We start from the raw sequence: 15400 nt of genomic DNA on the forward strand, positions 1-15400 counted from the left end.
TAACTGAAATTATATACTGCTCACCCTTTAGAAAACGAACTTGGTCAATACGATGAGAATTGCTCTAGGCATAGAATATAATGGAACACAGTATTCTGGTTGGCAGCGTCAAACACACGTGAATAGTGTCCAGCAAGAGCTTGAGAGAGCGCTGTCTATAATTGCGACACAGCCGATAGAAGTGCAGTGTGCAGGTCGAACAGATGCGGGTGTTCATGGTACAGGTCAAGTGGTTCATTTCGACACCGACGTTATTCGTAAGCCTGTTGCATGGACAATGGGAGTGAATGCGCAACTGCCTGAAGATATTGCTGTTCGTTGGGCTAAAGAGGTCTCAGAGGATTTTCATGCTCGTTTTAGCGCTACCGCCCGACGCTATCGTTACATTATTTTTAATCACACCCTAAGGCCGGGGATTCTAGCAAATGGTATTAGCCATTATCACGGCGAGCTCGATGCAGAAAAGATGCATGAAGCGGGTCAGTTCTTGTTAGGTGAAAATGACTTTAGTTCCTTTAGAGCATCACATTGCCAGTCAAATAGTCCTTGGCGAAATATCATGCACTTAAATGTCTCCCGACAAGGGCATTTTGTCATCATTGATATTAAGGCTAATGCTTTCGTACATCATATGGTAAGAAATATTACGGGCAGTTTAATTAACGTTGGTAAAGGTCAACAGGAGCCAGAGTGGATTGAGTGGCTCTTACAGCAGAAAGATCGAAAGCTTGCAGGGGCTACAGCCAAAGCCGAAGGGCTCTATTTGGTTGATGTGGATTATCCTCAACTATTTGATTTACCAACAGAACCAATCGGACCGTTATTCCTTCCTGACAATTTGAACTAGACCCATGTTTAAGGGAACTTAATCAATAGATTGTGTTCCAAATTTGTTAGCGAGAGTGATATACCTTGCTCTCAAAAATAGGTACAACCAGTTTTTTGTCTACAGATAAGAGAAACTGTGCTTTAATCTCAGCGCATTTTATTGAATTATAACTCTTTCGTCATGTGGCGAGAGAATCAAAGAAAAAGGTCTTCCATGAGTTGGCTTGAAAAAATATTAACCAAAAGCAGTATTGTAAGTTCCCGTAAAGCGTCTATTCCTGAAGGTGTGTGGACCAAGTGTACCTCATGCGAACAGGTGTTATACCATGCGGAACTTGAGCGTAATTTGGAAGTATGTCCAAAGTGCGATCATCACATGCGTATGAAAGCGCGTCGTCGTTTAGAAACTTTTTTAGATGAAGGCTTACGTGAAGAGCTGGCAAATGATCTAGAGCCGGTAGATAAGCTTAAGTTTAAAGACTCAAAGCGTTATAAAGAACGTATTGCATCAGCACAAAAAAACAGTGGCGAGAAAGACGCTCTGGTTGTGATGAAAGGCGAGCTATTAGGCATGCCAATTGTGGCCTGTGCTTTTGAGTTTTCATTCATGGGTGGCTCTATGGGTTCTGTGGTGGGTGCACGCTTTGTTAAAGCGGTTGAAGCAGCCATTGAGAATAAATGTGGTCTAGTTTGTTTTTCTGCTAGTGGTGGTGCGAGAATGCAAGAAGCACTAATGTCTCTTATGCAGATGGCGAAAACCAGTGCGGCGTTAGAAAAACTCTCAGCAGAAGGACTGCCATTCGTATCAGTCATGACAGACCCAACTATGGGTGGCGTTTCTGCTAGTCTGGCAATGCTAGGTGATATTAATATTGGTGAACCTAATGCGTTGATCGGATTTGCTGGCCGTCGAGTTATTGAACAGACTGTGCGTGAAGATTTACCTGAAGGCTTCCAGCGAAGCGAGTTTTTACTTGAGCACGGTGCGATTGATATGATCGTCGATCGACGTGAAATGCGTCAACGTGTTGGTGGATTAGTTGCAAAAATGACCAATCACACTTCTCCTTTGGTTGTCTCTGTTGATGATTCTCCCAAAGAAGAAGAATACACAGTACCCGTAGCCGAAGAAAAAGAGTAAAGTACTCATTAACGTTAACCGCTTGATGTGATCAATAGTTAAATGAGTCAAAAACAAATCCCTCAAGCCACATCGTCACTGCCGATGTGGCTTGATTATTTAGAAAATATCCATTCCAGTGCGATTGATCTTGGACTACAGCGCATTAGCCTTGTTGCCAAGAACGCGAACTTAACCAAACCTGCTGAGAAAGTAATAACAGTTGCGGGAACAAATGGTAAAGGTTCAACGTGCGCCATCCTAGAAGCTATATTGATTGATGCTGGCTATTCAGTCGGTGTTTATAGCTCTCCACACCTTATTCACTATAATGAACGCGTCAGAATTAATGGCAAAATGCTACCTGATGCTATGCATTGCCAAGCTTTTGATTATGTTGAAACGATTCGAGAAGAGACCAGCTTAAGCTTCTTTGAGTTTGGTACACTCGCAGCGTTAAAACTTTTTCAACAACAGAAGGTTGATGTCGTTTTATTAGAAGTGGGACTAGGAGGCAGACTAGACGCCACCAATGTGGTTGATCATGATGTCTCGGTCATTACCAGTTTAGCGATCGATCATGTGGATTGGCTTGGGGATGATATTACCGTAATTGGCCGTGAAAAAGCGGGCATATTTCGTCAAGGTAAACCTGCTATATGTGGGCAGCCTGATGCGCCTATATCGGTTGCTGAATATGCCGATGAAGTTGGCGCAAAACTGTATCAAGTCGGCTTCCATTTTCAGTATCAAGAAAAAGAGAATGAGTGGGACTGGCAGAGTGGCGCATTTGATTTAAATCACCTGCCAAAGCCAAATTTGCCGATGGCAAATGCCGCAACCGCTATTATGGCGCTAGGAGTGGCAGAGCTTGATATTTCGGATGTTAACATCGTTAATGGTTTAAACAGCGCTAAGCTTGCTGGAAGAATGCAAACCGTTTCAACCTCTCCAACAGTGGTGTTAGATGTTGCACACAACCCGCACTCTGCTGACTATCTCGTGGAGCAAGTAAAGTTACGTTACCCTCAGCGTCATGTTCACTGCGTAATCGGGATGTTGCACGACAAAGATATTCAGGCAACGGTTGAAGCATTAGAGCCTATTGTTGATCGTTGGTATCCCGGCTCACTCGATGGGCCAAGAGCCGCGAGTGCAGAAGAGTTAGCAAAGTACCTCCCAGCTAATAACCAAACATTTTCAACACCAACGTTGGCTTATAAAGAGGCGATAGCCTTGGCGGAGAAAGATGATGTGGTGTTAGTGGTGGGGTCGTTTAGAACGGTAGCTGAGATACTGGTGTATCTGCAGTTACAAAGGAGTCCAAATGGCAACTAGATTTCAGAGCCGACTGGTAGGCACCATTATATTGGTTGCAGCAGGTGTTATTGTTCTTCCAGATCTGCTTGATGGTGAGAAAAAACACTATAAAGAAGAGCTGGCTGCTATACCGATTAAGCCGGATGTGAATACAGAAATTGAGTCTTTTGAAATTCTTGAGCCTGTTGAAGTGCAAACGGCGCTGCCAGACTCTCCTGTACAGGCAGATAGCAGTAAAGAAAATATAAAAGATGAAGTGGCAGTCACTGTTGTTGATATTGTAGAGAATAATCAATATCAAGATAGCGCATGGATTATTCAGCTCATGGCGTTAAAAAATGCTGAAAATGCGAAAACACTTGTCGCTGACTTGCAAAAGCGAGGCTATCAGGCTCATACAAAAAAAGAGAATACATTTACTCGAATTATCATTGGCCCTGATACATCAAAAGCTAAGCTTGAGAAGCAGGTAAAAGAATTGCAAAAAATCACTGGCTCAAAAGGCCAATTGATGAAATTTAAGCCACTTAACCCATAAGAAAACGTTTGCGTCAGCGTTTTTTCTGTTAAAATGCGCGCCAACTCGAAGATACTATGCAAATGATTTGGATCGATTTTGTTATTTTAGCCTTGATCGGGCTATCGGCTTTAATCAGCTTAATTCGCGGTTTTGTTAAAGAAGCCTTGTCTCTTGTTATCTGGTTCGGAGCGTTTTTTATCTCCAGTCAGTTTTATGAGAAATTAGCGGTTTACTTTACCAATATACAAGATGAAATGTTTCGTAAAGGGTGCGCTATCGCGGCACTCTTTATTGCAACCTTAATTGTGGGTGCTGTTATAAACTATGTTATCGGCCAATTAGTACAAAAAACAGGTTTATCCGGTACAGATAGAGTACTGGGTGCGGTGTTTGGATTACTAAGAGGTGTGTTGATCGTTTCGGCATTGCTGTTTTTTATGGATGCATTTACGTCATTTCCCGGGGCTCAGTGGTGGAAGGACTCCCAGCTCATCCCGGAATTTAGCCGAATTATTGCCCCTTTCTTTGAGCACTTACGAGAAACATCAAGCTTTTTATCTGGTGCTGTTTAGCACCATTTTATGAACATTGAGGGTTAACACATGTGTGGTATTGTTGGAATCGTTGGAGCATCGCCTGTCAATCAGTCAATTTATGATGCCTTAACAGTGTTACAGCACCGTGGCCAGGATGCCGCCGGTATTGTTACCATAGAAAGCAATCGTTTTCGTCTGCGGAAAGCGAATGGATTAGTAAGAGATGTGTTTGCCGCTAAGCATATGCAAAGGCTACAAGGGAATGTTGGCATTGGGCATGTTAGATACCCAACAGCAGGGAGCTCTAGTGCTTCTGAAGCTCAACCGTTTTATGTTAACTCGCCATTTGGAATTACCTTGGCTCACAACGGTAACTTAACCAACTCTGCTGAAATCAGAGATAAACTGTTTGAGAAAGACCGCCGACATATTAATACCACCTCTGACTCTGAAGTATTATTAAATGTTCTCGCTCATGAGATTGATACCGTAAAAGGTAATGTGACTTCTGAAGATGTCTTTAGAGCGGTAACCAATGTACACAGAACGATTAAAGGCGCCTATGCGGTAGCTGCCATGATTATTGGACATGGTATGATCGCATTTCGAGATCCCAACGGTATTCGACCTCTCTGTCTAGGAAAAAGACAACAAGGGGAGCGGACTGAATATATGGTTGCATCTGAGTCTGTGGCGCTAGATGCTGTAGGCTTTGATTTTGTCCGTGATGTTGCACCTGGCGAAGCGATTTATGTTACCTTCGAAGGGCAACTGTTTACCCAACAGTGTGCCGATAATCCTCAGCTAAACCCTTGTATATTTGAATACGTATACTTTGCTCGCCCTGACTCATTTATCGATAAAATTTCCGTTTATAGCGCTCGTGTGGAAATGGGTAAAAAGTTAGGGGACAAGATTCAGCATGAATGGTCAGATCTTGATATTGATGTGGTAATACCTATTCCTGAAACTTCATGTGATATTGCACTGCAGATAGCGCAAATTATGGAGAAACCATACCGACAAGGTTTTGTAAAAAACCGCTATGTTGGTAGAACCTTCATTATGCCGGGTCAAACTCAGCGGAAGAAATCGGTACGTCGCAAGCTAAACGCGATTCGCTCTGAGTTTAAAGGCAAGAACGTATTGCTTGTTGATGATTCGATCGTTAGAGGAACCACTTCTGAGCAGATCATTGAAATGGCGAGAGAAGCGGGAGCAAATAAGGTTTATATGGTTTCTGCGGCGCCAGAGATTCGTTTCCCGAACGTATATGGTATTGATATGCCAAGTGCCAATGAGTTAATTGCTCATGGTAGAGATTCCGATGAGATTGCTAAATTGATTGGTGCAGACGCACTGATTTATCAGTCACTAGAAGATCTTATTGCCGCGGTTGGTCTCGGTAACATGGATATTAGCCAATTTGAAGCATCCGTTTTTAACGGCGAATATGTCACTGGTGATATCGATCAGAAGTATTTAGACTTTTTAGAATCACTGCGTGGAAATGATGCAAAACTGCAAAAAGATATTCAGCAAGATTTAGCCAGTTTAGAGCTCTACAATGAAGATGCTTAAACATCATGGCTTGTAAGTGATTATGTATAGATAAAAAATAACCCGGATTATCCGGGTTATTTTTTATTAATGATTGTAATGAGTCACAAAGTCGATCAGTAAGCGAACTTTTTCTGGTTGATGATCTTTATGGTTATAGAGCATATAGATATCCCGCGGGTTTGCGCTCCATTGATCTAATACTCTAACGACATCCCCCCTCTCAAAATACTCAACCAGCATAATGTCTGGCATCAGAGTGATTCCCAAACCGCTAGCGGCTGCTCGTCGAACAACATTTAAAGTGTTTGCCTCAAATCGTGCTTTATCATTGTTAATGACCGTTTCACCATCCGTGTTGGTCAGTTGCCACTTCATCAGTGGGTGACCTTTTAATAATGAGTGTTGAGTTAGGTCGTCAGCATGTTCCAGTGGTGCGCCGTTATTGGCTAAATAATCAGGGCTTGCAACTAATATATCTTTTACTGAATCAATTTTGCGAGCAATAAGACTGGAGTCTCTTTGAGGGCCAACTTTAAAAATAATATCCCATTCAGTTGGATCTATTTGATCGGCTTTATTGCTCATAGTGAGTTCAATATTAATGTCTGGGTATTGCGCCATAAAATCGCTAAGCATCGGTAAAATAAGACGCTTAGTTAAATTTGAAGGAGCGGAAATACGCAACTTACCCGCGGCGCCTCTACAATCATCCGTGATCTCTTCAGTTGTGGTGGATAATCGTTTTAATAATGGTGAACACTCTTGATAAAAGCGCTCTCCAGCTTCCGTTAAAGAGAGTTTACGAGCGTGGCGATTGAGCAGCCTCAGGTTTAAGGAGTCCTCAAGTGCCTGAATACGTCGAGTAATCGTCGCGACAGGGATTAATGTTTTACGAGAAGTAGCGGTATAGCTACCATTTTCAACTACAAGCCTAAAAAGGTTCAAATCGTCAAATTTCATGAAAAATACAGACTTCCAATATACGAATTAGACCAATTTAACCCTAAGTAGGTATATTTAGTTTGCTTTGTATCAATTTGTTGTTGTGTTTTTAAACAAAACTGTAGGTTTTTTGCTGTTTTATTAATATATTAATTAATTACTCGGTAGCACATGTTGTATTAATTACGATTGGCAACTACCTTTTATAGGGAAAAACAAAAATTATAAAGATGTCCTCAGACCTATTTACGTGAGGTTTATATGGTTACTAATACAGCCGAGAGTGATCAGTTGGTACAAGATAGTGAGCTCGACAGTAAAACGGTAATGTTGGTAGATGATGATGCCGTATTTCGTCGTTTCATCTCAGCAGTGTTAGAAAAAGAAGGGTATAGCGTTGTAGAAGCAGAACATGGTTTAGATGGGTTACAGCAGTTAAGAGAGCATGTTCCTGATATCATCATCTGTGACATTTCTATGCCAATACTCGATGGTATTGAGTTTGCCGAAGAGGTAAGTTGGGAATACCCTGACATACCCATGATCGTTGTCTCAGCCACCGATGACATGTCAGACGTAGCGAAAGCGTTGCGATTTGGTATAAAAGATTTTCTAACTAAGCCTATTACTATTCCGAACCACTTAATGTCCGCTATCGCTAATATCTTGGATGATGATTCAAAGCACTCGTCTATATCCCGTGATTTTTCCAGCCAATGGTTTCGTGTGGGCGAGCAGGGAGACATTCCGGAAGACAACGAACTGCATTGGCATTTGAATTACTTAAAAGACAATCCTAATGCAGCAAGAGAGCTTCTAACTGCATTGTTACCAAATCGCGACAGCAAACAAGGCGACTGGCATTGCAGTTATAATTTGTTGCAATCATTAGAGTCCATGCCTCTGGTGTTTGACTATGCGTGGCTTATTGATGGTCAGTTCGCTTTTTATCTGGTGGACTCGACGGCAGATGATGGTTGCGGTGTCGGCAGTGCTCTGCTTATTCGAGCACTATTTAACGACTGCCTTCGTCACCAAGAGTTTGCGGTAAAAACCGCTGACTTTGTTGCGAGGTTAGAGCAAGGAATAGAGTGCACGGAGTGTGCTGCTAAAGTCGGTGCTATATTTGGTGTGGTTGATATGACAGATTGCAGCATCGAGATCATACCTGCCGGATTGGAAGCAATTTGGACAGATGGTCAAAAAAGTTTTCATATTCTTCCCGGTAATAAACTGGGGGATTCGTGTGTCGATAATGATGTACTTAAGTCTTTGCCAGTGGGTGTTAATAGCAAATTAACCCTTGCTAATATTGGTGTGAGTCATTTTAATTTGGAGATTCGTCAAAAAAGCAAATGATTGCTGCTTTATTGGCCTAGTGGATCTGTTTTTTGTGCGAGTAGTCAGGTTTTTTGTAACATAGCGGCAGTTTGAACGTTTGCGTTGCTTTCCCTTATTGCCCCCGCAACAGAAAATCACTAACATAATGAGGAAGTGTGCCCACTCTTCGGAGTGGGCATTTGTTTTTTATGCGCGCCAAAATCTGCAAGCTCTGCGATCATTGGCGACTTTTTTAAAGCGCTCGCGTTACTCAAGATAATGACAAAAACAAATTTGAGTATACAAACGCTGGCATCACAACAAATAAATGACTATGACAACTGAAACTATTTCACTGATTAAATCAAGTATCAAATCCATTGCTGACTATCCGAAACCAGGTATTTTGTTTCGCGATGTAACAAGCCTTATGGAAGACCCAAAAGCTTATCAAGCAACGATTCAGCTACTGGTTGAGAAGTACAAAGACCAAGGTTTTACTAAAATCGTTGGTACAGAAGCTCGTGGTTTCTTATTTGGCGCGCCTTTAGCGTTAGAACTTGGCTTAGGCTTTGTTCCAGTGAGAAAACCTGGCAAACTGCCTCGTGAAACCAAATCAGAATCTTATGAATTGGAATACGGTACTGATACTTTAGAAATACATGTTGATGCAATTTCTGAAGGCGATAAAGTACTGGTTGTTGATGATTTACTTGCTACTGGCGGTACAATCGAAGCAACGACAAAACTAATCCGTCAACTTGGCGGCATCGTTGACCATGCAGCATTCGTTATAAACCTACCTGAAATTGGTGGTGATAAGCGTCTAGAAGCTTTAGGTCTTGATGTATACAGCATTTGTGACTTCGAAGGTCACTAAACCGTCTCGGAAATATTGAATGAGTTATTTAGCGTTAGCGCGAAAATGGCGTCCACACCAGTTTAATCAAGTGGTTGGACAGGCACATGTATTAACAGCATTAGAAAATGCGTTAATACAAAATAAACTGCACCATGCCTATCTATTTAGTGGCACAAGAGGTGTAGGCAAGACCACCATTGGTCGTCTTTTTGCTAAAGGGCTCAACTGCGAAACGGGGATCACATCAACCCCTTGCGGTGAATGCGATACGTGTCGAGAAATCGATCAGGGACGTTTTGTTGATCTACTAGAGATTGATGCGGCGTCTCGAACTAAGGTTGAAGACACGCGTGAGCTGCTCGATAACGTTCAATATAAGCCAGCTAGAGGGCGCTTTAAGGTTTACCTGATAGATGAAGTTCATATGCTATCTCGTCACAGCTTTAATGCGCTCCTTAAAACATTAGAAGAACCACCCGAATACGTTAAGTTTTTGTTGGCAACGACCGATCCACAAAAACTGCCGGTCACCATTCTATCCCGATGCTTACAATTCCACTTAAAACCGATAAGTGTCGATAATATACATCAGCAATTAAATTTTATACTTGAACACGAAAACGTTACCGCGGAAGCGCGAGCGTTGGGCATGATCTCCTATGCCGCTGATGGCAGTATGCGTGATGCACTTAGTTTGACCGACCAGGCTATTGCTCTTGGCAACGGAACGGTTGATACCGATACCGTTTCGACCATGCTGGGAACGATTGATACTGACCAAGCGATCTATTTGCTGGAAGCGATTAGCAGCAAGCAAGCTCAGGTTGCGATGTCGGTGGTGCAAGAACTCGCTGCTAACGGTGCTGAATGGGACTCGCTACTGCAAGAGCTAGCCAGTCAACTGCATCGCATTGCAATGTGTCAGGCATTACCCGCAAGCTTAGATAAAAGTAAACCCGATGCGGAGCGTATTGCTCAGCTAACACAACATCTTTCTCCTCAAGATGTGCAGCTTTACTATCAGATAGCGTTGAAAGGCCGACAAGATTTAGCTTATGCCCCTTGCGAAAGAATGGGGGTTGAAATGGCAGTACTGCGCATGATTGCCTTTAGGCCGGCAAAAAGCGTCACAGCAACCAGTATTGATACCACGCTGCCGGAGACTAAACTGCCAAATCGTCAGCAGCCTGAGATTAAGCAACCAGAGAATACACAAGCGACGGGTGTAGCAAAAACGGTTGAAAAAATAGAGCCTACAGTGACACCTGAAGCTAGGCCAACAGCTAGCGCCGAGATGGTATCTCCTTCTATACCTGTTACAAACCCTATACCTGTTACAAATCCTGTGCCTGTAACAGAAGAAGCCCAGCCTATATCAAGGCCTGCTCCGACAGTAGAGCAGCCTCCAGTTGAGAGTCATCGAGTTGCTCATCAAGAACAGCCACCTATGCCTTCTGAGGATGATTATCCTGCCGAAATGGAAGAGTATGAGCCGATGAGCTACTCAATGCAGGACAATAACGACTATCCATTAACACAGCCAGAAATGACGCAAGCTTCGCAGCCTATGGTAGAACCAGCTGCTCCAGTGCAACAAGCCTCGTCACAAGTACCTCAGAGTACGGCTCCCGCTAGAGTAGGGTTACGTCATCAATTACGTTCTAAAAGAGCGTCATCAAACCCGACAAATAGCGAGCGTAATCAAGTAAAAAAGTCTAAATCGGTATCGCCAGTTAATGTGTTAGATAGAGTCGCGCAGCAGCACGGTGTTGCGGCTAAAGCGATGCCGATGTCATCAACAGAAGAGAAAAGTAACACCGATAACGAACCTTATCAGTGGAAGCCGAGTAAAATCGTTGTTGAAAAAGAGAGTGGTGAGTTAACACCTACGCAGGTAAAACAAGCTTTAGAACATGCTAAAACGCCAGAGATGATGGAGAAGCTTCGAGTCGAGTCGGTAAGTAGTAACCCTTGGGCGGCATTGATTCAATCACTAGATACCGCAAAGCTAGTTGAGCAGTTGGCGTTGAACTCCTACTATGAAAAACATGGTTCTACCATTCAGCTATTTCTGAGACCGTCTCAAGCTCATTTAAATACCGATAAAGCTCAGCGAGAATTATTACAGGCTCTTAATCAAGCACTAGGTGAACATTGCTACTTAAGAGTTGAAATCAGTGATAAAGGTGAAACACCTTTAGAACTAAGAGAAGCGTTATATCAACAGAAACTACAATCTGCATTCTCGACGCTAGAAAATGATGCCAATGTACAGTTTATCCAAGCTCGTTTTGCTGCATCATTGGACAGAGAGAGTGTAAGACCAATATAAAAGGGTTGAAGTTCGTCAACTTTAACCCCATTGTTAAGTGAAACAATCGTTAACCAGAGAGAATAAAATGTTTGGTGGAAAAGGCGGTATGGGCAACCTAATGAAACAGGCCCAACAGATGCAAGATCGTATGCAGAAGATGCAAGAAGAAATTGCCAATATGGAAGTGACCGGTGAATCAGGTGCTGGCCTTGTAAAAATTACCATTACCGGTTCCCATAGTGTTCGTCGCGTTGACATTGACGAAAGCTTAATGGAAGACGATAAAGAGATGTTGGAAGATTTGATTGCCGCAGCGTTCAATGATGCAGCACGTCGAGTTGAAGAGACACAAAAAGAGAAAATGGCGTCTGTTACCGGAGGTATGCAATTACCACCGGGCATGAAAATGCCATTCTAATAACAAGTTTACAATTAAAGCTACCTTGGCTTATTTATCCCAAGCCGAGGTTACTTAGGTAATTTATGCGTACCAGTCATATGCTGGAACAGATGATGGAGGCCTTACGGTGTCTGCCTGGGGTTGGTCCCAAGTCAGCGCAACGTATGGCCTTTCATTTGTTACAGCGAGATAGAAAAGGTGGCTTGCAGCTAGCTGAAGCGTTATCGAAAGCGATGACAGAAATTGGCCATTGCAGCGAGTGTCGCACCTTTACAGAAGAAGAAACCTGTCATATTTGTAACAATGCAAAAAGACAAGAAAATGGCTTACTTTGTGTAGTTGAAAGCCCAGCGGATATCGCCGCGGTGGAAGCGACGGGTCAATTCTCTGGCCGTTACTTTGTCTTGATGGGGCATCTATCACCACTTGATGGAATTGGTCCTGGTGATATTGGACTCGACACTTTAGATTTCCGTCTACAGCGTGGTGATATAAACGAAGTGATCTTAGCAACCAACCCAACGGTAGAAGGTGAAGCCACCGCTCATTATATAGCGGAGCTTTGTCATGCCCATAAGGTGAATGCCAGTCGTATCGCTCACGGTGTTCCCGTAGGGGGAGAGTTAGAGTTGGTGGATGGCACCACTTTGTCCCACTCATTACTGGGTAGACAAAAACTGTAAGTCGTACCGTCTCTAGGAGTTAGAGTGTGTAAGTTACACGCTCTAGTTCTTCAATATTAATTAGCGCTTGCGCGTTACTGGTTGAACAGATATCAGGACACGTTTTAAAATCGTGACAGACTTTGGGTCTCTCTGGTTGACCAAATAGCTTACAAAGATTGTCATCATTGAGCTGAACACAACGAGTATTGGCTGGCTTACCCTTCTCCATACCGGGAATGGGTGACGATATACTTGGTGCAATACAACATGCCCCGCAGCCTAAACGGCATTCCATAATAGATCCTCATATTCAGTAGCGGCGGGCATAGTAACAAAGAAAGGAACCTCTTGCACTTTACTGATGACAGGAGTATAAATCTCGCCCTAAATCCTCAACAGTGAATAAGCAATGACAGACGCATTTTGGCAACATACACCCTTAGAGCAAATGACAGAATCTCAGTGGGAATCATTGTGTGACGGCTGTGGAAAATGCTGTCTACATAAACTAATGGATGAAGACAGCGATGAAGTGTATTACACCAATGTGGCGTGCAGTTGGTTAAACAGCAAAACCTGCAGCTGTAAAGATTATCCTAATCGTTTCAGTTCTGGCGAAGAGTGCTTAAAGCTGACCAGAGACAAAATTCATCAGTTTAATTGGCTGCCAGATACTTGTTCATATCGGTTACTTGCGGAAGGAAAAACGCTTCCACAATGGCATCCACTTATTAGCGGCTCGAAGTCCGCTATGCATGCCGCGGGTGAAAGTGTCCGAGGCAAAGTAGTGTATGAAATTGATGTTGTTGATTGGGAAGACCACATTTTGAATCATCCTCATCGTAGTTAATTGGCACTATTCTCTTACTCAGTCGCTATCAATAAACGTAAGTCCCAATCCCCAGTGTCGCCATCTCTTTGGTGGCACAGGATAAAAATACTGTATATAAAGTCAGTATTTTCTTGATCTATTAGGGTGAGATTAGTTAATCTAGCCTTTTCATTACTCTTCCGTGCTGTATGTCGACTTTATATATTGCAGAAAAACCGAGTCTAGCCAGAGCCATAGCGGCGGCACTGCCAAATCCACAAAAAAAAGAACAAGGTTGTATTCGCTGCGGTAACGGCGATATTGTCACTTGGTGTATTGGACACCTATTAGAGCAAGTGGAGCCGGATGCGTATGATGAGAAATACAAGAAATGGAATCTACAAGACCTACCGATAATGCCACAGCAGTGGCAGCTAAAACCGAGAAAAACGGCCAGTAAACAGCTTTCAACTATCAGAAAACTACTGAAAGAGACGCAACATATTGTGCATGCAGGAGACCCTGATAGAGAAGGGCAATTGCTGGTGGATGAGGTGATAGACTACCTAAAAGTATCGGCGAAAAAGAAGTCGTCCATTGAGCGGCTACTGATTAACGACTTAAACTTACCTGCGGTTAAGCGTGCGCTTACTTCTATGCGTAGCAATAAAGAATTTATTCCTCTGTCCGTTTCCGCTTTGGCACGCTCAAGAGCAGATTGGCTGTATGGCATGAACATGTCTCGAGCTTATACCTTATTAGGCCAAAAAGCGGGCTACCAAGGCGTATTGTCTGTTGGTCGAGTACAGACGCCAGTGCTAGGTTTAGTGGTACGAAGAGACGATGAAATTGCCAATTTTGTTGCCAAAGACTATTTCACTCTGCATGCGCTCATTCCCTACCAACACGACGGGAAGACATTTGATATTCGTGCACGCTGGAAGCCAAGCGAAGCGTGTTTGCCATGGCAGGATGAAGAGGGCAGGGTTGTTCATAAGAGTTTGGTAGAGAACGTAGCCAAGCGCATTGCGGGTCAACCGGCAACAGTGACGGACTCTGAGCAAAAGCAGACTAAACAAGCTCCGCCATTGCCTTATTCACTCTCAGCTCTTCAAATTGATGCATCAAAACGTTTTTCAATGAGTGCGCAGGAGGTACTAAACTGTTGCCAATCTCTGTATGAAAAACATAAGTTAATTACATACCCTCGGTCAGATTGCCGTTATTTGCCTAAAGAACATTATGGCCAAGCGGGTTCCATTATGCAGGCATTAAGTAGCAATATTAATGAGATGCGAGATGATATTGCTCATGCCAATCTGACGATCAAATCAAAAGCGTGGAATGACAATAAAGTCGAAGCTCACCATGCGATTATCCCTACACCGAAGACAATGTCGTTAAATGCTCTGTCGGGCAATGAGATGAAAATCTACCAACAAATAGCAAGACAGTATGTGATGCAATTCTACCCGCATGCGGTATATGCAGAGGCGAAGTTGGTGTTTGATATTGCCGGAGGCTGCTTTATTGCTAAAGGGCGACAGTTAGTAGAGAAAGGTTGGAAAGCCTTAATGGGAAAAGCCACCGAAAAAGAGGACCAAGGCGTTGATACCGTCCCGCCATTAAAAAAAGCAGAGACGTTATTGTGTCGAGAGGGAGAGATAAAAGAGAAAAAAACGGAACCGCCAAAGCACTTTACTGAAGCCACTTTATTACAAGCAATGACAGGTATTTCTCGATTTGTTGAAGATAAAGAATTAAAGAAAATTCTACGAGAAACCGATGGTTTAGGAACAGAAGCAACAAGAGCGGGCATATTAGATACGCTATTTAAACGCCAACTGTTAACTCGAAAAGGTAAAACTATTCTTAGTAGTGCCGCAGGACGTGGATTGATCTACGCGTTACCCAATGAGTCAACCTATCCAGATATGACGGCACATTGGGAGCATCAGTTGCAAGGTATGGCGGAGAGAAATCAAGCCTATCAACCATTTATGCAAGCGCTAGAGAGCCGGATAGAACAGTTGATTGAGACGGTGAAAATTGCACCAGTGCCGTCGTCGTTACAATCGCTGCCCAAAGTAGAGCGAACCAAGTTTAAACGCAGAGGAAGAAGACCAGCTAAAAAGAGTGCCTAGTCTTCATATCACCAACGGATGATCAAAAAAAAGCCTTGCTTCATATTAGCAAGGC

At 43.1% G+C, this 15400-nt stretch carries 15 protein-coding genes; 13 read left to right on the forward strand and 2 right to left on the reverse strand.

Annotation, left to right across the window (positions count from 1 at the left end):
* Nucleotides 1-52: 52 nt before the first annotated feature.
* The 6 genes from truA to purF all read left to right on the forward strand — a co-directional run bounded on the left by truA (nt 53) and on the right by purF (nt 5905).
* Nucleotides 53-847: a tRNA pseudouridine(38-40) synthase TruA gene (truA, locus tag F0227_RS05230; RefSeq protein ID WP_171752127.1), complete on the forward strand. Its 795-nt coding sequence runs from the start codon at nt 53-55 to the stop codon at nt 845-847.
* Nucleotides 848-1042: 195 nt separating this feature from the next.
* Nucleotides 1043-1969: an acetyl-CoA carboxylase, carboxyltransferase subunit beta gene (gene accD, locus F0227_RS05235; RefSeq protein ID WP_171752128.1), complete on the forward strand. Its 927-nt coding sequence runs from the start codon at nt 1043-1045 to the stop codon at nt 1967-1969.
* 42 nt (nt 1970-2011) lie between these two features.
* The gene (folC, locus tag F0227_RS05240; protein ID WP_171752129.1) at nt 2012-3286 is read left to right on the forward strand and encodes a bifunctional tetrahydrofolate synthase/dihydrofolate synthase; all 1275 of its coding nucleotides are present in this window, start codon (nt 2012-2014) and stop codon (nt 3284-3286) included.
* Nucleotides 3276-3806, forward strand: coding sequence for an SPOR domain-containing protein (locus F0227_RS05245; RefSeq protein WP_171752130.1), 531 nt, complete (start codon nt 3276-3278; stop codon nt 3804-3806). Before folC ends, F0227_RS05245 begins: the two co-directional genes overlap by 11 nt.
* A gap of 62 nt (nt 3807-3868) precedes the next feature.
* Complete coding sequence (locus F0227_RS05250; RefSeq protein ID WP_171752193.1) at nt 3869-4360, forward strand: CvpA family protein; 492 nt, start codon at nt 3869-3871, stop codon at nt 4358-4360.
* Nucleotides 4361-4390: 30 nt separating this feature from the next.
* Nucleotides 4391-5905, forward strand: a complete 1515-nt coding sequence (purF, locus tag F0227_RS05255; RefSeq protein WP_171752131.1) for an amidophosphoribosyltransferase — start codon at nt 4391-4393, stop codon at nt 5903-5905.
* Between the two features lie 66 nt (nt 5906-5971).
* On the opposite strand, the gene F0227_RS05260 is transcribed toward purF, so the two are convergent.
* Complete coding sequence (locus tag F0227_RS05260; RefSeq protein WP_171752132.1) at nt 5972-6847, reverse strand: LysR family transcriptional regulator; 876 nt, start codon at nt 6845-6847, stop codon at nt 5972-5974.
* A gap of 243 nt (nt 6848-7090) precedes the next feature.
* Here F0227_RS05260 and F0227_RS05265 point away from each other — a divergent pair, with 243 nt between their 5' ends.
* The 5 genes from F0227_RS05265 (at nt 7091) to recR (ending at nt 12408) form a co-directional block, all read left to right on the forward strand.
* A complete protein-coding gene (locus tag F0227_RS05265; protein WP_253822040.1) occupies nt 7091-8188 on the forward strand; it encodes a response regulator in 1098 nt (365 codons plus the stop codon).
* Nucleotides 8189-8483: 295 nt separating this feature from the next.
* Nucleotides 8484-9029 (forward strand): adenine phosphoribosyltransferase, encoded by a 546-nt coding sequence (gene apt / locus F0227_RS05270; protein ID WP_171752133.1) that lies wholly within the window; start codon nt 8484-8486, stop codon nt 9027-9029.
* Nucleotides 9030-9048: 19 nt separating this feature from the next.
* A complete protein-coding gene (dnaX, locus tag F0227_RS05275) occupies nt 9049-11343 on the forward strand; it encodes a DNA polymerase III subunit gamma/tau (protein ID WP_171752134.1) in 2295 nt (764 codons plus the stop codon).
* A 67-nt stretch (nt 11344-11410) separates the two neighbouring features.
* Complete coding sequence (locus tag F0227_RS05280) at nt 11411-11743, forward strand: YbaB/EbfC family nucleoid-associated protein (protein ID WP_171752135.1); 333 nt, start codon at nt 11411-11413, stop codon at nt 11741-11743.
* 65 nt (nt 11744-11808) lie between these two features.
* Nucleotides 11809-12408, forward strand: a complete 600-nt coding sequence (gene recR, locus F0227_RS05285; protein WP_171752136.1) for a recombination mediator RecR — start codon at nt 11809-11811, stop codon at nt 12406-12408.
* A gap of 19 nt (nt 12409-12427) precedes the next feature.
* On the opposite strand, the gene F0227_RS05290 is transcribed toward recR, so the two are convergent.
* Nucleotides 12428-12685 (reverse strand): YkgJ family cysteine cluster protein, encoded by a 258-nt coding sequence (locus tag F0227_RS05290; RefSeq protein ID WP_171752137.1) that lies wholly within the window; start codon nt 12683-12685, stop codon nt 12428-12430.
* Nucleotides 12686-12799: 114 nt separating this feature from the next.
* Between F0227_RS05290 and F0227_RS05295 the strand changes: the two genes are divergently transcribed.
* Nucleotides 12800-13240 (forward strand): YcgN family cysteine cluster protein, encoded by a 441-nt coding sequence (locus F0227_RS05295; protein WP_171752138.1) that lies wholly within the window; start codon nt 12800-12802, stop codon nt 13238-13240.
* 170 nt (nt 13241-13410) lie between these two features.
* Nucleotides 13411-15345: a DNA topoisomerase III gene (locus F0227_RS05300; protein ID WP_171752139.1), complete on the forward strand. Its 1935-nt coding sequence runs from the start codon at nt 13411-13413 to the stop codon at nt 15343-15345.
* Nucleotides 15346-15400: the final 55 nt, after the last annotated feature.

This window comes from Vibrio sp. 99-8-1 (assembly GCF_013114595.1).
Classification (GTDB): Bacteria; Pseudomonadota; Gammaproteobacteria; order Enterobacterales; family Vibrionaceae; genus Vibrio.